This is a genomic window from Mesorhizobium sp. WSM4989, from assembly GCF_029625795.1.
Classification (GTDB): Bacteria; Pseudomonadota; Alphaproteobacteria; order Rhizobiales; family Rhizobiaceae; genus Mesorhizobium.
On the sequence record NZ_JARTVN010000002.1, the window covers coordinates 1,192,441 to 1,212,216 of the forward strand.

The following is a 19,776-nucleotide window of genomic DNA, read 5'->3' on the forward strand; positions in this document are numbered from 1 at the left end:
TATGAATGCATTTGCATCGACCGTCAAGCTTGATGCAATTGCATCTATCGGATAAAGTTCCTCGATGACGAGAAAATCTCTTCCGCCCGAGGCCGTCAAAGCCTGGGGCCGCCTGATGCGCGTTTCGCGCCAGCTGGTCGAAAAGACCGAGTATGCCCTGAAAGCCGGCGGCTTGCCGCCGCTCGCCTGGTACGACGTGCTGCACGAGCTTGCCGAGGCGGGCGAGGGCGGCTTGCGGCCGTTCGAGCTGATCGATCGCGTTCTGTTGGCGCAGTACAGCGTGTCGCGACTGCTGGCCCGGCTGGAAGCGGATGGCCTGCTGGAAAAGCTGCCTGTCTCGGATGACGGCCGTGGCCAGACAGTGCGCATCACGCCAAGCGGCCGGGAGATGCGCCGCCGCATCTGGGCGGTCTATGGCGCATCCATAGCCGAACTGATGGGCGACAAGCTTTCCGCCAAGGAGCTGGAAACGCTGGCTGCACTGCTCGGGCGGTTGCGCGAGCCACCGGCCGGCGATTAGCTCACGAGTGTTTGTGGGTACCGTCAGATTTTTTCGCCGCAGCCCCTTGCGATGGAAACCCGAATGCGCAATAAGCCGAACCGTAACGTACGGTACGCATTATTGAGCGACCGGGAACGGGTGAAAACGTGTTGCAAGCCGCCGCCGACACCGACAGCAGCGAAACGCTCACCGAGCGGCAGCAGGCCGTTCTGGACGCAGCACTTCGCCTACTGGTCGAAGAGGGCGACAACCTGACCATGACCGCGGTGGCGCGGCGGGCAAGCTGCTCCAAGGAAACACTCTACAAATGGTTCGGCGACCGCGACGGGCTGCTGACGGCGACAGTGCAATGGCAGGCCTCGAAAGTGCGCGTGGCGCCGGTCGACCGCAAAGGCCTCGACCTCGCTTGGCTGACCGCAAGCCTCGAACGCTTCGCTTCCGACTGGCTGAGGGTCATCTCCAGCGATACGTCTATCGCGCTCAACCGTGTCGCGGTCGGCCATGCCGGCTCCGGGAAGGATGACCTTGGCGCGATCGTGCTGCAGAATGGGCGTTTCGCGCTGGCCAGGCGTCTGAAGCCCGTGCTCGAAGCGGGACGCGAGGCCGGGCTGCTCGACTTAGACGACGCCGAGACGGCGTTCCGGACGTTTTTCGGTCTGGTCGGCCGCGACGTGCAGATACGGCTTCTGCTCGGCGACCGGCTGCAATTGACCGAGGCGACGATCGGCGGCGATGCCGCCCGCGCGACGCAGCAGTTTCTCGCTCTTTACGGCTCAAGGACCGGGAGAGCAAACAACCGGCCGCAAGGCCCGGAGACGGATGATTTCAGGTCAAGTCGACCTGAAATCTGAATCCGGCTCCAAATTCAAGAGATAGAGCATGATGTCGTCCGAAAACCGCTTCACACTTTTCGGCATCATGCTCTGATCTTCAAAAACGGGAAGGAAGACGAAATGCGTGTCTATTACGATCGTGACGCCGATCTCAATCTGATCAAGGGTAAGAAGGTCGCTATCATCGGCTATGGCAGCCAGGGCCGGGCGCATGCGCTCAACCTCAAGAATTCCGGCGTCAAGGAGATCGCCATCGGCCTGAAGGCCGGCTCGGCGACCGCCAACAAGGTCGAGGCCGACGGGCTGAAGGTGATGAGCGTGGCGGATGCCGCCAAGTGGGCAGACCTGATGATGATGGCAACGCCCGACGAATTGCAGGCCGACATCTACAGATCAGAGATCGCGCCGAACATCCGCGACGGCGCAGCCATCGCCTTCGCGCACGGCCTCAATGTGCATTTCGGCCTGATCGAGCCGAAGGCTTCGGTCGACGTGGTCATGATCGCGCCGAAGGGCCCTGGCCATACCGTGCGCGGCGAATATCAGAAGGGCGGCGGCGTGCCGTGCCTGGTTGCCGTCAACCAGGACGCCTCGGGCAATGCGCTCGACCTCGCGCTCTCCTATGCCTGCGGCGTCGGCGGCGGCCGTTCCGGCATCATCGAGACCAATTTCCGCGAGGAATGCGAGACCGATCTGTTCGGCGAGCAGGTGGTGCTGTGCGGCGGCCTGGTCGAGCTGATCCGCGCCGGCTTCGAGACGCTGGTGGAAGCCGGCTACGCGCCGGAGATGGCTTACTTCGAGTGTCTGCACGAGGTGAAGCTGATCGTCGACCTCATCTATGAGGGCGGCATCGCCAACATGAACTACTCGATCTCGAATACCGCCGAATGGGGCGAATATGTCTCCGGTCCGCGTATCATCACGGCCGACACCAAGGCCGAGATGAAGCGCATCCTGAAGGACATCCAGACCGGCAAGTTCACCTCGGAATGGATGCAGGAATATCGCGCCGGCCTGTCACGCTTCAAGGGCATCCGCCGCAACAACGACAGTCATCAGATCGAAGAGGTTGGCGCGAAGCTGCGCGCGATGATGCCGTGGATCGCCAAGAACAAGCTGGTCGACAAGGCGAAAAATTAATTCGGTCTATTCATGCTTCGTGAAAGCCGGCGGAGCGATCCGCCGGCTTCTCTCACGCTCAGCCGTAATGCCAATGCGGCTTCGGCTCGGTGCCCGCGAATTCCACGCCGATGCGGTCGTCGCGGCGCCAGCGGACGATCGCCTTGTAGCCGATCCGGTCCTTCGTCACGTAAAGCAGGAATTCGTCGGGCACATGCGCCTCGATAGGCAGCTTCAGTTCGGCGCCGCCAGGATGCATGTTGCGCACCGTGCACATGACCCCGGAATTGTTGATGCCGGTCAGGATCGCCGCGCCCTTCAGCACGCGTTGCCGGCGCTTGCCTCTCAACTCGTTCTCGGTCATGGCGGGGTCGTCCTAGCGGATCGCAGCTTGGCGATTGTCATATGGGGCACCGCATCACGGATAGACGCATCTGCTAAATTTAAGGTTATCGCGTCGCCGTCGGGCGCGCCCTGACAAAAAGAAACGGCGCCCGCCGGGCGCCGTTGAGCTTCGTGCCGAGGGGCTCAGATATAGGGCGAAATGCACTGCCGGCGCGGGCCGTTATAGGGCTGGAACGTGTTGTCCCAGGCCCGATAGGACCGGTAGCGGTCGTGGCACCATTGGACATGGGCCCTGGAAAGCCGCTCGGTCCGGTAAATGCGCCGCGGCTGATAGTAGCGCGGATAGGGATCGTAATAATAGGGATTGTAGAAATTGTTGTAGGCGAGGCTGCCGAGGCCGAGGCCTAGGCCGAGCCCAAGGATGGCCGCGCCCCCGCTGTCGAAGTGGCGATGGCGATGATGGCGATGATGCCGCCAGCGCCAATTGCGATCTCCGTCCCAGTTGCGGGAGAAATGACGTGCGCGGAAGTCGCCGCCACGCCATCTAAAATCGCGGCCGCGCCAGTCACCGCCGCGCCGCCAGCGCCAGTCATACATCTGCCGCCGGTCGTTGCCGCCGGCCCAGCTGTCGCGAACGGGGATGATGGTGGATGCGGCCGTGCTGGTCACGGTCGACATATCGGGCTGCAGGACCGGGCCGGCAATCGACGGCACCGTCAGCCCAGCGGAGAGACCCAAGGCCAGAAGCCCGGATCCAAGGGAAGACAAGAGCGGTTTCATTTCACTCTCCACGAGTAAGGCCCCACGCCCAAAACGCTCGGGAATAGGCCTATTGATGGAACTTTCCATCTGAACGGAAGATGAACAGAAAGGTTCCGTCAACCATAGCGGGCGTGCGTATGCTCTTGTGTTCGCCATTGCTTGCGGGCAAAGGTCTCGGCCATGTCGCTGCGCCTCGCCACCTTCAATGTCGAGAACCTGATGAACAGGTTCGACTTCTCCGGCTATCGCAACCAGCTCAACGAGGACCGAACGCTGGCGCTGTTCGACATCCAGAGCGAAGCAGAATACAGGCTGCTCGAACAGGCGCGCGCCATCGCCCAGTCCGATGACACCCGCCAGCTTACCGCGCTCGCCATAGCCGCGACACGCGCCGACGTCATCTGCATGCAGGAGGTGGACAATATCGAGGGGCTGAAGGCCTTCGAATATGGCTATCTCTTCAAGATGATCGGGCAGGGCTACCGTCAGAAATACACCACCGCCGGCAACGACTCCCGCGGCATCGACGTCGCCGTGATGATGCGCAACGAGACCGCGCAGGGGCAGCCGATCGAATTCGTGCGCATGACCAGCCATGCCTATGTCACGTTCGAGCAGTTCGGACTGTTCACGCCGGAACTGGCGGCGTTCGGGCACCTGGCCACCGAACGCGTCTTCCGGCGCGACTGCCTGGAAATCGACATAACGGTCGGCGGCGTGCCGCTTACGCTGTACCTCGTGCATTTCAAGTCAATGGGCTCGCCGCGCAACGGTCTCGATGGCCGCGAGGCGACGATGCCACTGCGCATCGCCGAGGCGCAGGCCGTGCGCCGCATCATCGAGGACCGCTTCGGCAAGGACCATGCGGCCGACAAGCGCTGGGCAATCTGCGGCGACATGAATGATTATCGGCAGCGCGTGAAGATCGAAGGCGACAGCTTCGACGGCTATCGCTTCCACGTCGTCGACGAAGCCCAGTCCTCGATCAACGTTCTGACCGCCGGCGGCTTTTGCGAAAATGTCGTCGAGCGGCGGCCCGAGATGGACCGCTGGAGTTTTTATCACACGCGCGGCCCGCAAGAGCGGCATTTGTGCCAATTGGACTATATCCTGCTGTCGAAGGCCTTGGCGGCGAAGAACGCCACTGCGGTTCCGGAGATCATCCGCAACGGTCAGCCTTGGCGCACCATCTTTCCGCCTGGCCAGGAAGCAGAGCGTTTTCCGCGTGCCGGGTGGGACAGGCCGAAGGCCTCCGACCATTGCCCGGTGGTGATCAACCTGGACATGGCCTGAGCCCGTGAGCTTCGACCTGCCGCGCAATGTCATTTTGCCGGTCGACGCGGTCGACGTACGGCTCGTTGCCAGCCCGCATCCGTTCGAGCGCGACAATCAGACAGCGATCGCGGAAAACTGGCGCCGCGAAATGGAGATGAAGCCGGCGCTATATGACGGCACCGTGGTGTTGCTTTCAGCGCTGAGCTATCGCGACAGCCGGCTCATCGGTCGCTGTCATGCGGTGAAGTACTCGACTTTCATGCTGTGGCGCAAAAACCGGGAGCTGAGCGGCGCCGAACATGCCTATGCGCACGCCGTGCTGGTTGCCGGCGACAATGCGCTGGTGGCGATCCGGATGGGCTCGCACACGGTGAACGCCGGCCGCGTCTATTTCGCCGCCGGCTCCTTCGAGCCGATCGATTTCCGCGACGGCGTCGTCGATATCGATTTCAACATGATCCGCGAGGTGGGCGAGGAAACCGGGATCGATCTGTCGGGCGCCGCCCGCGGACAGCGCTACTATGCGCTGTCGACTTCGAGCGGCACGGTGATCTTCCGCCGCTATCACGTTCCCGAGCCGGCGGAAGAGCTTGCGCGGCGCATCAGCGCCTTCGTTGCAACTGAAGCGCAGCCCGAGATCGAAGGTCCGGTCATCATCCGCAACGCAACCGACCTGCCGGTCGGGCTGATGGGGCACATGAAGCCGCTGATCGAGTGGCATTTCGCCAACGAGCTGGTCTGACTCGGTCACGGGCCGACGACGCGGCGGTTCACTCGTGCCTTAGCGCCTCGATCGGATCGAGCCTCGCGCCGCGCAATGCCGGGAAGAAGCCGAACACCATGCCGATCAGCGCCGAAAAACCGACGGCGAGCAGGATGACCGCCGGGCTCGGCGCGAAGGGTATCGTCAGCGCCACCGAGGCCAGGCCTGCGAGCGCCAGTCCGATCAGGATGCCGATGATGCCGCCGACCAGCGACAGCACCGTCGCCTCGACCAGGAACTGGATCAGGATGTGTTTTTCGTGCGCGCCGATCGCCAGCCTGATGCCGATCTCGCGCGTGCGCTCAGTGACCGATACCAGCATGATGTTCATGATGCCGATGCCGCCGACCAGAAGGCTGACGCCGGCGACGGCACCCAGCATGCCGGTCATGGTGGTGGTGGCGCTGGCCATGGCGTCGGCGATCTGGGTCATGTCGCGGATCGAGAAATCGGCATCGCGGTCCGGCGTGATGCGGCGCGTGTCGCGCAGGATGTCCTCGACGCGCGGCTGCAGTTCGGTGGTCGGCGTCCTGTCGTCGGCGGCGATGTAGATCGAGTCGATGTCGCGGTTGCCGGCGATGCGCCGCTGGTAGGCGGCCAGCGGCATCAGCACGACATTGTCCTGATCCTGGCCGAAGCCGGTGTAACCCTTGGGCTCGAGCAAGCCGATGATCCGGCAGGAGGTGCGGTTGACGCGGATCGTCTCGCCCTCCGGATCGCCGGCGCCGAAGAACTGCTGCCGCACCGTCTCGCCGATCAGGCAGACGCCTGCGCCGGCGCGCGTCTCGGAATCGCTGAAGGGACGGCCCGACACCAGCTTCCAGTCGCGCGCGTCGAGATAGGCGCTGTCGGTGCCGGTAACGCCCGACGTCAGGCTCTCCGTGCCGAAGATGACCCGCACCTGTTTTTGCGACGCCGGTGCGATGGCGCGTGCGCCGCTGAGATGGGCAACCAGTGCTTCGAGGTCCTTGGCGGCCAGCGGTCGGGTGACCTGGTCGAGCCCGCCCGGGCCGCCAGGCCCTGCCGGACGGCCCGAGCGGACGACGAGCAGGTTGCTGCCGAGTTTCGAGATGTCGGCCTTGACCTTCTCGGTGGTGCCGGAGCCGATGGTGAGCATGGCGATGACCGCGGCGACGCCGATGACGATGCCGAGCAGGGTCAGGAACGAGCGCAGCACGTTCCGGCGGATGGAAATCAGCGAAAGGCGGACGGTTTCCCAAATCATGCTGCCTCGGCTTTCGCTGTATCTGAAGCGACGTGGCCGTCGAGAAAGCGCACCGTGCGCCCGGCATATGCCGCGACGTCGGCTTCGTGCGTGACCATGACGATGGTGAGGCCGAGTTCGGCGTTCAGCCTGGTCAGCAATTCCATTATTTCGTGCGTGCGCGCGGTGTCGAGATTTCCGGTGGGCTCGTCGGCAACAAGCAGAGTCGGTTTGGTGACGATGGCACGCGCTATCGCCACGCGCTGTTGCTGGCCGCCCGAGAGCTCGGCCGGCGTGTGATGTTCGCGCCCGACAAGTCCGACTTGGGCGAGCGCCTGCATGGCCAGCTCCCGGCGCTCGCGGGCGGAAACGCCGCGATAGATCAGAGGCAGCTCGACATTTTCCGCCGCCGTGGTGCGGGGCAGGAGATTGTAGCCCTGGAAGACGAAGCCGACATAAAGGTTGCGCAACAGGGCGCGGCGGTTGCGGTCGAGCCGGCCGGCATCGACGCCCATGAAGCGGTAGGTTCCGGCCGTCGGCGTGTCGAGACAGCCGATGATGTTCATCGCCGTCGACTTGCCCGAGCCGGACGGTCCCATGATGGCGACGAACTCACTTCTGCGGATGGCAAGATCGACGCCGGCAAGTGCGTGCACGCACGCTTCGCCCTCGCCATAGCTCTTCCATACACTGTCGAAGGTGATGAGCAGGGGAGCGGACACGGTCAGCTCCGTTGCGGCGAGCCGGTGATGACCTCTGCGCCTTCCTCGAGGCCGGACGTGATCTCGGTCAGTTCGCCGTCGGTCGAGCCGATCCTGACGTTGAGGGCATGCGGCCGTCCGTTGTCCAGCACATAGAGCGTGCGCGACCCGTCGATCGGCGCTTTCGTCGCCTCGCGCTGCCGGTTGGGGCGCCCCATGCGGCCGGTAAAGAGGTCGCGCAGGCTCCAGCCGCGGGCCGCCTGTTGCGCCGGGCGGTAACGGAAGGCTGTGGCCGGCACGGTGAGCACGCCCTTGGCCTGCCGGGTCACCACCGCGACCGTGGCGGTCATGCCTGGCCTGAGCAGAAGTTCGCCGTTGTCGACTTCCAGCCGTGCATTGTAAGTGACGACGCCGTCGGTGGTGACGGAGGCATAGGAGATGTCGCGGATCTCGGCGTCGAAGGGACGGTCCGGGAAAGCATCGACGGTGAAGCGGGCATGCTGGCCGGGCTTGACCTGGCCGATATCGGCCTCGTCCACCGCCGCCTGCAGCTCCATGTTACGCAAGTCGGCAGCGATGACGAACAGCACCGGCGCCTGCAGCGAAGAAGCGACCGTCTGCCCCGGATCGACGGAGCGCGTGAGCACGATGCCGTCGATCGGCGCGTAGATGGTGCTCTTGGCAAGGTCGGTCTGCTGGGCCTTCAGATCAGCTTCGGCGATGGCGAGATTGGCCTCGGCGCTGTCGAGCGCGGCCTTGGAGCGATCGCGTGTCGCGGTCGCGGCCTCAAGCGATTGATCCGTCGCCATGCCGCGCTTGGTGAGGGCGCTCGCGCGGACCACCGCGTTCTGGTTTTCCTGCAGCGTGACCTTGGCATCCTCGACGGCGGCCGCCGCCGCCTTTGCCGAGGCGGTGGCGCGCTCGATCTGGACTTCGAGCTTGGCGGTGTCGAGCGTCGCGAGCACGTCGCCCTTCTTGACCTGCTGGTTCTCGTTGACGGCGACGGCGCGGACGATGCCGGAAAGCTCGCTGGAGATGTCGACCTGCGTCAGCGGCTGCAGCGTGCCGGTCGCCGACACCTTGACGGTCAGGTCGGCAATCGTCGCCGGCGCGGTCGTGTATTCGATCCGGGGCGGCGAGACGGCGTTCCAGCGGTAGCCGGCGATCGCGGCCGCCACGACAGCCAGCGCCAGCAGCGCGTAGAGCCGGAAGCGGCGGCGCTTGCGGCTCACGCCTTTGCGGTCGAGCCCGAGGGCCGTTTCGATGGAAGCGTCGGTTTCTGCGTTTGGCGGATTGACAAGCTGGTCCACCACGGACCCCTATAACGACAAATTGATGTCCCTATCCGTGAACAAATCATGCCTTGACGTTCGAATTTCAAATTAAATTTCCCTCATGTTGGGATCGAGCAGAAATTCGGGACGAGGCGGAAGGTTTTCCAAATGACGCGCGACTACTTGCTTTACGACGTGTTTACGACCGAGCGGCTGGCCGGGAATCCGCTGGCGGTGGTGCTCGACAGCGAGGGGCTGGACTCGGCCGCCATGCAAGCGATCGCGCGCGAATTCAACCTGTCCGAGACGGTGTTCGTGCTGCCGCCCGAAAATCCCAAGCATCGCAACCGTATACGCATCTTCACGCCCGATTATGAGATGCCGTTCGCGGGCCATCCGACCGTGGGGTCGGCTATCGCGCTTGCGGAGCAGGCTGGCGAAGCGACTGGCATCTTTGTGCTGGAGGAGAACATCGGCCCCGTGCGTTGCGCGGTCAGCAGGCATGATGGCGCTACCTTCGCCGAATTCGACTTGGCGAAACTGCCTGAGCGGCTGGAACTCGCCGCCGAACCGGAAATGATCGGCGCCGCGCTTGGCCTTGGCCCGCATGAGCTCGGCTTCGAGAATCACCGCGTCTCCTTCTGGTCGGCCGGCGTGCCCTACGTCACCATTCCGGTTGCCGGCCTCGAAGCGGCCGCAAAAGTCAGGCTGGACAACCAGGCATGGTCCGAACTCGCGCCGCGCAAGAGCGAATGGACCTTCGCCAGCCCGTACGTCTATTGCCGCGAGACGGTGCATCACGACAGCGCCTTCCATGTGCGCATGATCGTGCCGGGCAATCCCTCCTACGAAGATCCGGCGACCGGCTCCGCGGCGGCGGCCTTTGCTGGCGCCATCATGCATTTCGACGGTCCAACGGACGGGATCTCGCAGCTTTGGATCGAGCAGGGGCTGGAAATGGGGAGACCCTCGCGCATCCGGCTCGAGCTCAATGTCGACGGCGGAAAACTGGCCTCCGCGCGCATCGGAGGCCATGCGATCAAAGTGGCGGAAGGCCAGATTTTTGTGTGACACCTGCGGCAATTCGGCGATTTGTCTGGAAATGATCCGGCAGGGCTGGACATCGTTCAAACCGGCGGCTATATGCGCCGCCGACGCTGGATTTCCCGGCGGTGTGGGTGTGTAGCTCAGTTGGTAGAGCAGCTGACTCTTAATCAGCGGGTCCACAGTTCGATCCTGTGCACACCCACCAAAGTCTTTCCATAATGCGGCCAGAAAACAAGCGAGATGGGCACCAGTCCTACTGCGCTGTCTTGCTCAAGCTGGCCTTGAACTTGACCTTCATCGTGATCTGGCCGGTCACCGTAACCTGCGATCCGCCATAACCGCCGACATTGCGGTCCCGGGCATTGACGTTAGTTGTCATGCCGGTGATTTCGCAGGTGTCGGCGACAGTCTCGGCCACCATGGCGCAACTGACGGCCGCGACCTTGTAGAAAGAGCGAAGTGCGGCCTGCTGCTGGACGGCTGCGTCCTCGTCGTCCTTGACCGGAAGGGTCATCGAAATCGACGATTGGATTCTGGCAGATCCGTCTTCGCCGGGGCGAAGCGGGCGAACATATTGATCTTGGGCAAGGGCCGGCAGTGCCATCCCAGCAAGAAACGTAAAAAATATTAGGCCCTTCAAATACATCGTTCGATCTCCCGTGAAACATCTCTGTCGCACGAATCAATCAAGACGACGTTATTTCGTCATTTCAACAGCGTTGAAATTTTGAAGGAAGATTATTTTTCCGAAACGCCGGCTTCCGCGAAACTCGCCATTCTCGTATGACACTCCAGCGCCGAGCGGACGATGTTGACGGCAAGGCAGGCGCCGGAGCCTTCGCCGAGCCGCATGCCGAGGTCGAGCAGCGGCGGCAGGCCCAGCGCTTCGAGCAGGCGGCGATGACCGGCTTCGGCCGAGACATGGGCGGCGACGGTGTGCGCCAGCCCGGTCGGGTGCAGCCTTGCCAGCGGCGCGACGGCGGCGGTGCAGACGAAGCCGTCGAGCAACACCGGCACGTTGTTCTTGCGCGCGGCCAGCGTGGCGCCGAAGATCGCCGCAAGCTCGCGTCCGCCAAGGGCGGCGGCGATCTTCAGCGGGTCGGAAAGCGAATCGGCATGGCGCTTGAGGCCCGCCTCTATGGCGGTGATCTTGCGGATCAATCCGGCATCATCGACGCCGGTGCCGCGGCCGGTCCATTTTTCCGCGCCGCCGCCGAAAAGAGCGGCCGAGATCGCTGCTGCCGGCGTGGTGTTGCCGATGCCCATCTCGCCGAAACAGACGAGGTCGAGATCGTTGGTCACGGCGTCGTAGCCGGCCGAGACCGCGGCGAGGAAGGTCTGCTCGTCCATCGCCGGCGCTTGCGTGAAATCGCCTGTCGGATGATCGAGATCGAGCGGGATGACGTCGAGCCTGGCGCCGGCGACGCGGGCGAGCTGGTTGATGGCAGCACCGCCGCCAGCAAAGTTCGCCACCATCTGCACCGTGACTTCCGAAGGATAGGCCGAAACGCCCTGCGCGGTGACGCCGTGATTGCCGGCAAACACGAAGACTTTGACCGCGTCGAGCTTCGGCATGTCGCGGCCCTGCCAGCGGGCCAACCAGGCGGCGATCGTTTCCAAACGGCCAAGGCTGCCCTGCGGCTTGGTCAGCGTGTCCTGGCGACGGGCAACGGCGGCGGCGGCCGTATCGCTGCCGGCGGACAGATCGAGGCAGGCGGCGCGAAGGTCTTCGAGCGATTTGAACGACGTTGTTTGAGGGGACATGAGGGTAAGGTCTCCGAAAGAAGAATCAGGAAAGGCAAGCGGAAGCGACAAGCAGCACGGCGATCTCGCCGAGCTGCTGCAGCGCTCCCATCGTATCGCCGGTCTGGCCGCCGATCTGGCTGAGGCAGAGCGCACGAAAGGCGGCAAACAGCAGGCCAAGCAGGATCACCGCGGCAATTGCGCCGCCGAGGCCGAGCGCCAACAGCGCCACGGCTCCGAGCGCGGCACCAACGACGGCGGTTTCGGCAGTGACCGAGCCCGCGTCGGCCGACAGCCCATCGGAGCGCGCCGGCGGCAGAAGATGCATAAAGGCGCCGAACAGGCCGCGCGAGGCGGCGTGCGCTGCCAAAAGCGCCAGGAAGATGTGGCCAGGGCCGGCCAGTTCCGAAAGCGCGCTCCAGCGGATGAGCAGCGAGATGCCGAGCGCCGCGGCGCCATAGGCGCCGATGCGGCTGTCGCGCATGATCTCCAGCTTCTTCTCGCGCGTCCGGCCGCCGCCGAGTCCATCGGCGATATCGGAGAGCCCGTCCTCGTGCAGGCAGCCGGTGACAAGCATCGTCGCTGCAAGCGCGAGCGCCGCAGCCGGACCGGCGGCAAGGCCCAGGGCGCCAACGATGGCGTAGACAAGCGCGCCGATGACGGCGACGGCGAGACCGGCAAAGGGTGCCGCCCAGATCGCTTCGGCTAGGCTGCGGCCGCCGAAATCGCTCGACGGCAGCCTCAGCCGCGTCAAGAAGACAAGGCTGAGGCCTATGTCGTCGAGCAATCGCCGAGGCTCGGAAAGGCCGCCGCTCATGCGCCCCTCGCAATGGCATGGAAGAAAGTGCCGCTGACATGGCCGCGCCGGTAACCCGACGCGCCCAGCGGATTGCCCTGGCCGTCGGCGAGGTCCGCCAGCGGCTCGTCATTGCCTGTGGCAGCGATCTGCGCATAGTGGAACTCATGGCCGCGGATGAGCATGCCTTCGCTGCCAAGCGGACACCCGGCGCGCAGCCGCGCCTCGCGATAGCCGAGGTTCATCTTGCGCCTGGCGAAGCTGGTCGAATGGCCAAGCAGGCCAAGCATTTTATGGCTCTCGCCGTCCGCATCCTCCAGCACCTCGCCCAGCACCATGAAGCCGCCGCACTCGCCATGCACTGGCTTGGTCGCGGCGAAACGGGCCATTCCCGCACGGAAGTTGCCAGCGGCCGCAAGCTTGCCGGCATGCAGTTCTGGATAACCGCCTGGCAGCCAGCAGACATCGCAATCTTGGCTCGGCGCTTCGTCGGCAAGCGGTGAGAAGGGCACGATCTCGGCGCCAGCGTTTCGCCAGTATGAGGCGACATGCGGGTAGAGGAAGGTGAAGGCGGCGTCCTCGGCCAGTGCAATGCGCTGGCTTGGCGGCTGTAACGCCTCGCCGAAGTCGCCGGCCGTGGGTTCGAGCGGGCTCGCCAGCGCGAGAATGGCGTCGATATCGAGCGACTTCTCGACCATGTCGGCAAGCCGGTCGAGATGCGCCATGAGGTTCTCGTGCTCCCCTGCTTGGACGAGGCCGAGATGCCGCTCCGGCAGGTTGAGCGTCGGATCGCGCATGATGGCGCCGACCACCGGCAGGCCGATGGCCTCGATCGCGTCGCCCGCCAGCCGGCGATGGCGCTCGCTGCCGAGGCGGTTGAGCACGACGCCGGCCATGCGCACATCCGGATCGTAGGTGGCAAAACCCTTGGCGACGGCGGCGGCCGTGGTCGACTGACCGGAAACGTCGAGCACCAGAAGCACCGGCAGGCCATAGAGCCGGGCGAGATCGGCGGCCGAACCCGAACGGCCTTCCGGCGCGGGAATGCCGTCGAAAAGGCCCATCGCGCTTTCGAGAATGACGTACTCGGCACCACACGCTGCCTGGTTCGCCAGCGCGTTGAGCAGGGAAGGCGGCATCGCCCAGCTGTCGAGATTGACGCCGGAGAGGCCGGTGGCGGCGGTATGGAAGCCGGGATCGATATAGTCCGGTCCGGACTTCGCGCCGCGCACCTTCAGCCCGCGCCGGGCAAGCGCGCGCAACAGGCCTATGGTGACGCTGGTCTTGCCCGAGCCGGAGCGCGGCGCGCCGATGATGATCGCGCGCGCCGTCATGCCCCGCCCGCCAGTGCCGCGCGCATGGCGACGATACCGCCGACGACGATCAGCGCCGGGGAGGCGAGCCCGGCGGCAGCGGCCTCCTCGGCGATTGTGGCGAGCGTGGCGACAACGATGCGCTCCTGCGGCGTGGTCGCTGCGACGATCACGGCGGCAGGCGTCGACGGCGCGAGGCCACCGCTGAGCAGCTTTGCCGCTATCACCGGCAGATTGGCCATGCCCATATAGATGACGACCGGCTGGCCGGTGCGCGCGATTGCGTCCCAGTCGATGTCGTCATCGGTGCCGGCGGCATGGCCCGTGGCAAGGATGACCGCCTTGTTGATGCCGCGCATGGTGGCAGGGATGGCGGTGGCGGCCAATGCGCTGAGACCGGAGGTGAGGCCGGAGAGCACCCGAAATGGTATGTTTTCCCGTGCCAGCGACAACGCCTCTTCGCCGCCGCGGCCGAAAATATAGGGATCGCCGCCCTTGAGCCGCACGACGCGGCGACCCTCGCGCGCCAGCCGCACGAGCAGGGCGTTGATGTCGTCCTGCTTCATCGAGGGCTGGCCGCCGCGTTTACCGGCGTAGAAGAGCTCCGCGCCTGCAGCAACCGCGACGACATCGGGCGAGACCAGCGCGTCATAGACCAGCGCATCGCACTGCCCGAGTGCCGCCAGCACTTCGAGCGTCAGGCAGCCGGGATCGCCGGGGCCGGCGCCGGCCAGCCAGACATGGCCGGGCTCCAGCGCGCGCGGCTTGAAGTTCAGCCGCGCCAGCGCCTGCTCCACCGTTGCCCGTCCGTTTCTGTTGGTGCTGGCGTTCACAATCCGTCCCGTCCGCGAAAACGCCGCTGGTAGTGGGCGTCGTAAAGTGAGCTCTCGCCGAAATCCTGCGCGGCCAATGCGCTGCCGACGAAGATGATCGCCGTGCGCTCCATCGGATTTTGCGCAAGCTGCGCCTCGATCGTGCCCAGCGTGCCGGTCAGAATGCGCTCGTCCGACCAGGAAGCGCGGAAGACGACCGCCACTGGGCATTCTGCGCCGTAGAGCGGCGTGAGTTCGGCAACGATGCGGGCGATGGCATGGATGGCGAGATGGATGGCTAGAGTTGCACCGGTGCGGCCGAAGCCGGCAAGCGTCTCGCCGGGCGGCATTTTCGAGGCGCGGCCGGAGACGCGGGTCAGCACGAGGCTCTGCCCGAGCTCGGGAATGGTAAGCTCGCGCCGTAACGCCGCCGCCGCCGCCGCGAAGGAAGGCACGCCCGGCGTCAGCGTGTAGGGGATATCGCGCTTCTCGAGCCGCCGGATCTGCTCGGCCACTGCGCTCCACACCGAAAGGTCGCCGGAATGCAGGCGCGCGACGTCCTGGCCGGCTTTGTGGGCGGCAAGATATTCGGCCTCGATCTCGTCGAGCGACATCGGCGCGGTGTCGATCAGCCTGGTTCCGGGCGCGCAGTGTTCGAGCAGTTCTGGCGCGACGATCGAGCCGGCATAGAGGCAGACCGGGCATGAGGCCAGGAGGCGGCTGCCGCGCAAGGTGATGAGGTCGGCAGCACCAGGGCCGGCGCCGATGAAATGGACGGTCATTTTGGGCCTCCACCAAGGGCGATGGCGCAGGTAACAGGACCAAGAACAGTACGTGGTCCAAGCAGTTTCGCCTCTTTGCCGGCCGCGGCCAGGGCCGACGCTTCCGAAACCGACGGCGTGCCGGCGTGAGCCTGTGACCATTCGGATTGGCTGATCGTGCCGGATGAGACGGTTTGCAAGGCGTCGTCGGAGACGACGAGCACGGGCAGGTCGAGGTCGCGACCGGCAAGAAAGATCGCTTGCTCGTCGCGTTTCATTTCGCCCGTTGCCAGCGCTGAAAGCGCGGTCTTTGGCAACCCATGCGCTTCGAGCGCGGTCTCGATCGCGGCGCGCACGTCGCGCGCCATCACACCCTTCCGGCAGCCGATACCCGCGACCATCATGGCTTTACCCAGCTCCATTGCATGACCGGCATGGCCGGACGCCAGGCCTGCATGGATCCGACCGGCGCCGCACGCGAGAGGGCGATGCGCAGTAGGTCGCCGCCGCGCCTGGTATGCTGGTCAAGCAGCAGCGCCTCCATTTCCAGCGTCACAGCATTGGCGACCAACCGGCCGCCGGCGCGCAGCGACTTGATCGCTGTCTGCAGCACGCCGGCATCGCTGCCGCCGCCGCCGATGAAGATGGCGTCTGGTGTCTCCAGTGTTGCCAGCTCTTTCGGTGCCGAGCCTTCGATGACGACAAGACCGGGCACACCGCAATGCGCGGCGTTGCGATGGATGCGAGCGGCGCGCTCGCTGTCGGCCTCGATGGCATAGGCGCGCATCGAAGGGTGGGCCAGCATCCATTCGATGCCGATCGAGCCGGAGCCGGCACCGATATCCCAGAGCAGTTCACCGCGCCGCGGCGCCAGCGCCGACAGCGTCATGGCGCGGATCTCGCGCTTGGTGATCTGGCCGTCATGCTCGAACAGATGATCGGCAAGGCCGACGGTCAAAGGCAGGATGCGCGCATCCGGAGTCGATTCTATTTCGAGCGCCAGCACGTTGAGCGGATTGATGTTTTTGAGATCGAAGGCGTCGGCGCGGACAGCGCGGCGCGTTTCGCCCTGGCCGCCAAGCGCTTCGAGAACCGTCAACCGCGACGGACCGAAGCCGAGTTCGTCGAGCAGCGCGGCGATGGCGGCCGGCGCGTCGCTGTCGGATGTGAGCGCAAGGATACGTGCGCCGGGGTGGAGCAGCGGGCGGAGGAGGTCGATCGAGTGGCCATGCAACGAGATGGTTTCGACATCCTGCAGCGCCCAGCCGAGTCGGGAGGCGGCTAGCGACAGCGATGACGGCGCCGGCAGGACGAGCATCTCATCCGGTTTCACTTTGCGCGCGAGCGTGACGCCGACGCCGTGGAAGAACGGGTCGCCGGAAGCCAGCACGCAGACGCTTCTGCCTTCGAGCGCCAGCACATCATGCATCTCGGCATCGAACGGCGTCGGCCACGGTCGCGCCTTGCCCTTGGCCAAGTCTGAGACGAGCGCGAGGTGCCGCTTGCCGCCAAAGATGACTTCGGCCTCGGCGATCCTGCGCTTGGCCTCGTCGCCCAGACCCGCTACACCGTCCTCGCCGATGCCGACGATGGTCAGCCATCTTGCGACCGGCTTGGCAGCGCGCGAACCCTCAGCAGGCATGATGACCCACCGTATTCTGATTCTCGGCGGAACCACGGAGGCCCGGCAGCTGGCGGGCAAGCTGGCTCGCCGGAAGGATTTCTCGATCACGCTGTCGCTCGCCGGCCGCACCGAAAGCCCCATGGCGCAAGGCGTCCCCATGCGTAGCGGCGGCTTTGGCGGCATGGAGGGATTGGCCGCCTACCTCCATCGGGAACAGGTCGATCTGGTGGTCGACGCCACGCATCCTTACGCGGCCCGTATGTCGGCCAATGCCGCTGAGGCGGCCAGGCAAACCCGCGTGCCGATGGTTGCGCTGCGGCGTGCCGGCTGGGAGCCTGTCGCGGGTGATCGCTGGACTTTCGTGGAGAGCGTCGCTGAAGCGGCCAAGGCGCTTGGCACGGCGCCGCGACGAGTCTTGCTGGCGATCGGCCGGCAGGAAGCCGGCGCGTTCGAGGCCGCTCCGCAGCATCGCTATCTCATTCGCAGCGTCGACCCGATCGAGCCAAAGCTGGCTGTGCCTGACGCAGTTTACCTTCTGGCGCGCGGGCCGTTCCCCGAAGCGGACGAGCGCGCGCTGCTTGAAAAATACGCCATCGATACCGTCGTTTCGAAGAACAGCGGCGGCGACGCGACCTACGGCAAGATCGCCGCGGCGCGCGCGCTCGGCATCGAGGTGATCATGGTGCGCAGGCCGCCGCTGCCCGACGTTGCGTCGGCCGAGACCGTCGATCAGCTGGCTGCGATGGTCGATCATTTTCTCGACCCAGTTGCCGAACGCGGCGTGTAGACCAGCGCGGGCTTGTCGCCGCGCTTGATGATGCGGGTCTCGGGCGAGCCGATGATGACGCAGGTCGACATGTCGGCCTTTGCCGCATCGGAGTCGGCGAGCAGAAACACCTCGATGCGCTCTTCGGGCCGGCCGGCGGCGCGGCCGAAGATCACCGGGGTGGTGCCCGGCAGAATGGCCTTCAGGCATTCGAAGGCGCGGCCGAGCTGCCAGGGGCGGGCCTTGCTGATCGGATTGTAGAGCGCAATGACGAAGCCGGCGCCGGCCGCCGCCAGCAGACGCAGCTCGATCAGCTCCCAGGGTTTTAGATTGTCGGAGAGCGAGATGGCGCAGAAATCATGGCCAAGCGGCGCGCCGATGCGGGCGGCGACCGCGAGCATGGCGGTGACGCCGGGAACGACCGCGAGGTCGATTGACCTCCATTCTGGCGGACCGGCTTCGATCGCCTCGCAGACGGCGGCCGCCATGGCGAATACGCCGGGATCGCCGCCGGACACGACAGCGACGCTGTGACCTTCGGCTGCCTTGGCCAGCGCCTCGTTCGAGCGGGCTAGCTCTTCGCGATTGTCGGAGGCGATGCGGGTCTGGTCCTGTCGCAGCTCGAGCCGGTCGAGATAGGGCTTGTAGCCATAGAAGAAGGAAGCCTCCGTCACGGCGCGGATCGCCTCCGGCGTGACCTGATCGGCATTGCCGGGGCCGAGGCCGATCACGGTGAGGCGGCCGCTCAAGGCTTGGCTCCGGGAACTCCGGGACGCGCCGACCAGCCGGCGACCAGCACGATGGCGAAATAGGGGGCCTTGTCGTCCGGCTTTTCCGCGAGCCGCATCGACACGCTGCCCGGCATGGTGCCGCGCTCGACATAGACGGCCTTCGTCAGCTTGCCGGTCGCTTCCAGCGCGCGGCGGATCTTCGGCAGGTTGCGGCCGACCTTCATGATGACGGCGGCATCGGTATCGGCCAGCCGTCGCGTCAGCTCGAACTCGCTCATCGTGCCGGGAAGCACGGTCAGCACATCGTCGCCCTGGACGATCGGCAGGCCGGTCGCCGACCAACAGCCGGACATGGCGGTGATACCGGGAATGACTTCGGTCGGGAATCGGTGCGAGAGGCGCACGTGCAGATGCATATAGGAGCCGTAGAAAAGCGGATCGCCCTCCGACAGCACGGCCACCATCTTGCCGGCGCCGAGATGCCCGGCGACCTGTTCGGCGGACCGCTCGTAGAAATCGGTGATCTGCGAGCGATAGTCGTCGTGATCCTTGTCGATCTCGGTCGTCACCGGATAGAGCAAGGGCAGCTCGACCATATCCGGGCGAAAGCGCGCCTCGACGATGGCGCGCGCGTTGCTGTTGTTGCCGCGCTTGGCGAAATAGGCGACGACATTCGCTTCAGCCAATGCCCGCGCGGCTTTCAGCGTCAACAGCTCCGGATCGCCGGGACCGGTGCCGACGCCGACGAGCCGGCCTTTGGGGAAAGCGTTCACAGGCCTGGCCTCGCCAATGCGTTGAGTGCTGCGGCCGTCGTGGCGCTGCCGCCCAGCCTGCCGCGCACGATGGCGTAAGGTACGCCGTAGGAGTTTTCCGCCAGTGCATCCTTGGATTCGGCAGCACCGACGAAACCAACCGGCATGCCGATGATGGCGGCCGGCTTTGGCGCGCCGACGCGCAGTTTTTCGAGCAGATAGAACAGCGCGGTCGGTGCGTTGCCGATGGCGACCACCGAACCTGCCATGCGCTCGCTCCAAAGGTCGATAGCGGCGGCCGAGCGCGTGTTGCCGATTTCCTTGGCGATTTCGACGGTGCGCGGGTCACGCAGCGTGCAGATCACCTCGTTTCCGGCCGGCAGGCGGGCACGGGTGATGCCGTGGGCGACCATCTCGGCATCGCAGAAGATCGGCGCCCCGGCGGCAAGGGCGGCACGGGCCGCTTCAACGAAACCGCTGGAGAACACGAACTGGCTGGCTGCCTCGACCTGGCCGCAGGCGTGGATCATGCGGATCGCGACATCGGCCTCTGTCTCGGAAAAGCGCGACAAGTCCGCCTCGGCGCGGATGATGGCGAAAGAGCGCTCGTAGATCGCCATCCCGTCATGGATATAGTCGTAGGCGGCCATTCT

23 protein-coding genes and 1 tRNA gene are annotated in these 19,776 nt (G+C 65.2%); 8 read left to right on the plus strand and 16 right to left on the minus strand.

What is annotated here, in order from left to right:
* Positions 1-64: 64 nt before the first annotated feature.
* The 3 genes from P9217_RS18420 (at position 65) to ilvC (ending at position 2,475) form a co-directional block, all read left to right on the plus strand.
* Positions 65-520, plus strand: a complete 456-nt coding sequence (locus P9217_RS18420; RefSeq protein WP_067323285.1) for a MarR family winged helix-turn-helix transcriptional regulator — start codon at positions 65-67, stop codon at positions 518-520.
* A 128-nt stretch (positions 521-648) separates the two neighbouring features.
* Entirely contained in the window at positions 649-1,353 is a 705-nt protein-coding gene (locus P9217_RS18425) for a TetR/AcrR family transcriptional regulator (RefSeq protein WP_067323287.1), read from the plus strand.
* A 102-nt stretch (positions 1,354-1,455) separates the two neighbouring features.
* Positions 1,456-2,475, plus strand: a complete 1,020-nt coding sequence (ilvC, locus tag P9217_RS18430) for a ketol-acid reductoisomerase (RefSeq protein ID WP_278087819.1) — start codon at positions 1,456-1,458, stop codon at positions 2,473-2,475.
* A gap of 58 nt (positions 2,476-2,533) precedes the next feature.
* Here the strand turns inward: ilvC and P9217_RS18435 are convergent, their stop codons facing one another.
* Both P9217_RS18435 and P9217_RS18440 read right to left on the minus strand, forming a co-directional pair.
* Positions 2,534-2,818 carry a PilZ domain-containing protein gene (locus P9217_RS18435; RefSeq protein ID WP_067323293.1) on the minus strand — a complete coding sequence of 95 codons (285 nt, stop codon included), beginning with the start codon at positions 2,816-2,818 and terminating at the stop codon, positions 2,534-2,536.
* Positions 2,819-2,982: 164 nt separating this feature from the next.
* A complete protein-coding gene (locus tag P9217_RS18440; RefSeq protein WP_095829681.1) occupies positions 2,983-3,579 on the minus strand; it encodes a BA14K family protein in 597 nt (198 codons plus the stop codon).
* A 162-nt stretch (positions 3,580-3,741) separates the two neighbouring features.
* On the opposite strand from P9217_RS18440, the gene P9217_RS18445 reads away from it, so the two are divergent.
* Positions 3,742-4,854 (plus strand): endonuclease/exonuclease/phosphatase family protein, encoded by a 1,113-nt coding sequence (locus tag P9217_RS18445; RefSeq protein WP_127241152.1) that lies wholly within the window; start codon positions 3,742-3,744, stop codon positions 4,852-4,854.
* 4 nt (positions 4,855-4,858) lie between these two features.
* Positions 4,859-5,578, plus strand: a complete 720-nt coding sequence (locus tag P9217_RS18450) for a hypothetical protein (RefSeq protein ID WP_127241153.1) — start codon at positions 4,859-4,861, stop codon at positions 5,576-5,578.
* A gap of 28 nt (positions 5,579-5,606) precedes the next feature.
* Here the strand turns inward: P9217_RS18450 and P9217_RS18455 are convergent, their stop codons facing one another.
* Genes P9217_RS18455 through P9217_RS18465 form a run of 3 tightly spaced genes read right to left on the minus strand, consistent with a single transcriptional unit; the run spans position 5,607 to position 8,814 of the window.
* Positions 5,607-6,824: an ABC transporter permease gene (locus P9217_RS18455; protein ID WP_278087818.1), complete on the minus strand. Its 1,218-nt coding sequence runs from the start codon at positions 6,822-6,824 to the stop codon at positions 5,607-5,609.
* The gene (locus P9217_RS18460; RefSeq protein ID WP_095780861.1) at positions 6,821-7,531 is read right to left on the minus strand and encodes an ABC transporter ATP-binding protein; all 711 of its coding nucleotides are present in this window, start codon (positions 7,529-7,531) and stop codon (positions 6,821-6,823) included. Before P9217_RS18460 ends, P9217_RS18455 begins: the two co-directional genes overlap by 4 nt.
* A complete protein-coding gene (locus P9217_RS18465; RefSeq protein ID WP_278087817.1) occupies positions 7,528-8,814 on the minus strand; it encodes an efflux RND transporter periplasmic adaptor subunit in 1,287 nt (428 codons plus the stop codon). Before P9217_RS18465 ends, P9217_RS18460 begins: the two co-directional genes overlap by 4 nt.
* Positions 8,815-8,946: 132 nt before the next feature.
* Here P9217_RS18465 and P9217_RS18470 point away from each other — a divergent pair, with 132 nt between their 5' ends.
* Together P9217_RS18470 and P9217_RS18475 are read left to right on the plus strand one after the other, a co-directional pair.
* A complete protein-coding gene (locus tag P9217_RS18470; protein ID WP_278087816.1) occupies positions 8,947-9,849 on the plus strand; it encodes a PhzF family phenazine biosynthesis protein in 903 nt (300 codons plus the stop codon).
* A gap of 105 nt (positions 9,850-9,954) precedes the next feature.
* A tRNA-Lys gene (locus tag P9217_RS18475) sits at positions 9,955-10,030 on the plus strand.
* A gap of 48 nt (positions 10,031-10,078) precedes the next feature.
* Here P9217_RS18475 and P9217_RS18480 read toward each other — a convergent pair.
* The 8 genes from P9217_RS18480 to cbiE form a co-directional block, all read right to left on the minus strand.
* Positions 10,079-10,471, minus strand: coding sequence for a hypothetical protein (locus P9217_RS18480; RefSeq protein WP_278087815.1), 393 nt, complete (start codon positions 10,469-10,471; stop codon positions 10,079-10,081).
* 92 nt (positions 10,472-10,563) lie between these two features.
* Complete coding sequence (cobT, locus tag P9217_RS18485) at positions 10,564-11,589, minus strand: nicotinate-nucleotide--dimethylbenzimidazole phosphoribosyltransferase (protein ID WP_095826218.1); 1,026 nt, start codon at positions 11,587-11,589, stop codon at positions 10,564-10,566.
* Positions 11,590-11,614: 25 nt separating this feature from the next.
* Positions 11,615-12,385, minus strand: a complete 771-nt coding sequence (gene cobS / locus P9217_RS18490) for an adenosylcobinamide-GDP ribazoletransferase (protein WP_278087814.1) — start codon at positions 12,383-12,385, stop codon at positions 11,615-11,617.
* The gene (locus tag P9217_RS18495) at positions 12,382-13,698 is read right to left on the minus strand and encodes a cobyrinate a,c-diamide synthase (RefSeq protein WP_095826217.1); all 1,317 of its coding nucleotides are present in this window, start codon (positions 13,696-13,698) and stop codon (positions 12,382-12,384) included. The genes cobS and P9217_RS18495 overlap by 4 nt, the downstream gene beginning before the upstream one ends.
* Positions 13,695-14,510, minus strand: a complete 816-nt coding sequence (cobA, locus tag P9217_RS18500; RefSeq protein ID WP_278087813.1) for a uroporphyrinogen-III C-methyltransferase — start codon at positions 14,508-14,510, stop codon at positions 13,695-13,697. Before cobA ends, P9217_RS18495 begins: the two co-directional genes overlap by 4 nt.
* Positions 14,507-15,271 carry a precorrin-4 C(11)-methyltransferase gene (cobM, locus tag P9217_RS18505; protein WP_278087812.1) on the minus strand — a complete coding sequence of 255 codons (765 nt, stop codon included), beginning with the start codon at positions 15,269-15,271 and terminating at the stop codon, positions 14,507-14,509. Before cobM ends, cobA begins: the two co-directional genes overlap by 4 nt.
* Positions 15,268-15,654 carry a cobalamin biosynthesis protein gene (locus P9217_RS18510; protein WP_095801993.1) on the minus strand — a complete coding sequence of 129 codons (387 nt, stop codon included), beginning with the start codon at positions 15,652-15,654 and terminating at the stop codon, positions 15,268-15,270. Before P9217_RS18510 ends, cobM begins: the two co-directional genes overlap by 4 nt.
* Positions 15,651-16,892 carry a precorrin-6y C5,15-methyltransferase (decarboxylating) subunit CbiE gene (gene cbiE, locus P9217_RS18515; protein WP_278087811.1) on the minus strand — a complete coding sequence of 414 codons (1,242 nt, stop codon included), beginning with the start codon at positions 16,890-16,892 and terminating at the stop codon, positions 15,651-15,653. The genes P9217_RS18510 and cbiE overlap by 4 nt, the downstream gene beginning before the upstream one ends.
* Position 16,893: 1 nt before the next feature.
* Between cbiE and P9217_RS18520 the strand changes: the two genes are divergently transcribed.
* Positions 16,894-17,661 (plus strand): cobalt-precorrin-6A reductase, encoded by a 768-nt coding sequence (locus P9217_RS18520; RefSeq protein WP_278087810.1) that lies wholly within the window; start codon positions 16,894-16,896, stop codon positions 17,659-17,661.
* On the opposite strand, the gene P9217_RS18525 is transcribed toward P9217_RS18520, so the two are convergent.
* Genes P9217_RS18525 through P9217_RS18535 form a run of 3 tightly spaced genes read right to left on the minus strand, consistent with a single transcriptional unit; the run spans position 17,625 to position 19,773 of the window.
* On the minus strand, positions 17,625-18,389 hold the full coding sequence (locus tag P9217_RS18525) for a precorrin-3B C(17)-methyltransferase (protein WP_278087809.1): 765 nt from the start codon (positions 18,387-18,389) through the stop codon (positions 17,625-17,627). The two genes, P9217_RS18520 and P9217_RS18525, sit on opposite strands and share 37 nt — an antisense overlap.
* A complete protein-coding gene (locus P9217_RS18530) occupies positions 18,386-19,144 on the minus strand; it encodes a precorrin-2 C(20)-methyltransferase (protein ID WP_095826214.1) in 759 nt (252 codons plus the stop codon). Before P9217_RS18530 ends, P9217_RS18525 begins: the two co-directional genes overlap by 4 nt.
* Positions 19,141-19,773, minus strand: coding sequence for a precorrin-8X methylmutase (locus P9217_RS18535; RefSeq protein WP_278087808.1), 633 nt, complete (start codon positions 19,771-19,773; stop codon positions 19,141-19,143). The genes P9217_RS18530 and P9217_RS18535 overlap by 4 nt, the downstream gene beginning before the upstream one ends.
* Positions 19,774-19,776: the final 3 nt, after the last annotated feature.

Bases quoted from the DNA above. Each gene is read 5' to 3' on its own strand.
- P9217_RS18420 (WP_067323285.1), top strand. From the start codon at position 65: ATGACGAGAAAATCTCTTCCGCCCGAGGCCGTCAAAGCCTGGGGCCGC.
- ilvC (WP_278087819.1), top strand. From the start codon at position 1,456: ATGCGTGTCTATTACGATCGTGACGCCGATCTCAATCTGATCAAGGGT.
- P9217_RS18435 (WP_067323293.1), bottom strand. From the start codon at position 2,818: ATGACCGAGAACGAGTTGAGAGGCAAGCGCCGGCAACGCGTGCTGAAG.
- P9217_RS18440 (WP_095829681.1), bottom strand. From the start codon at position 3,579: ATGAAACCGCTCTTGTCTTCCCTTGGATCCGGGCTTCTGGCCTTGGGT.
- P9217_RS18445 (WP_127241152.1), top strand. From the start codon at position 3,742: ATGTCGCTGCGCCTCGCCACCTTCAATGTCGAGAACCTGATGAACAGG.
- P9217_RS18455 (WP_278087818.1), bottom strand. From the start codon at position 6,824: ATGATTTGGGAAACCGTCCGCCTTTCGCTGATTTCCATCCGCCGGAAC.
- P9217_RS18470 (WP_278087816.1), top strand. From the start codon at position 8,947: ATGACGCGCGACTACTTGCTTTACGACGTGTTTACGACCGAGCGGCTG.
- P9217_RS18480 (WP_278087815.1), bottom strand. From the start codon at position 10,471: ATGTATTTGAAGGGCCTAATATTTTTTACGTTTCTTGCTGGGATGGCA.
- cobT (WP_095826218.1), bottom strand. From the start codon at position 11,589: ATGTCCCCTCAAACAACGTCGTTCAAATCGCTCGAAGACCTTCGCGCC.
- cobS (WP_278087814.1), bottom strand. From the start codon at position 12,385: ATGAGCGGCGGCCTTTCCGAGCCTCGGCGATTGCTCGACGACATAGGC.
- P9217_RS18495 (WP_095826217.1), bottom strand. From the start codon at position 13,698: ATGACGGCGCGCGCGATCATCATCGGCGCGCCGCGCTCCGGCTCGGGC.
- cobM (WP_278087812.1), bottom strand. From the start codon at position 15,271: ATGACCGTCCATTTCATCGGCGCCGGCCCTGGTGCTGCCGACCTCATC.
- P9217_RS18510 (WP_095801993.1), bottom strand. From the start codon at position 15,654: ATGATGGTCGCGGGTATCGGCTGCCGGAAGGGTGTGATGGCGCGCGAC.
- cbiE (WP_278087811.1), bottom strand. From the start codon at position 16,892: ATGCCTGCTGAGGGTTCGCGCGCTGCCAAGCCGGTCGCAAGATGGCTG.
- P9217_RS18520 (WP_278087810.1), top strand. From the start codon at position 16,894: ATGACCCACCGTATTCTGATTCTCGGCGGAACCACGGAGGCCCGGCAG.
- P9217_RS18535 (WP_278087808.1), bottom strand. From the start codon at position 19,773: ATGGCCGCCTACGACTATATCCATGACGGGATGGCGATCTACGAGCGC.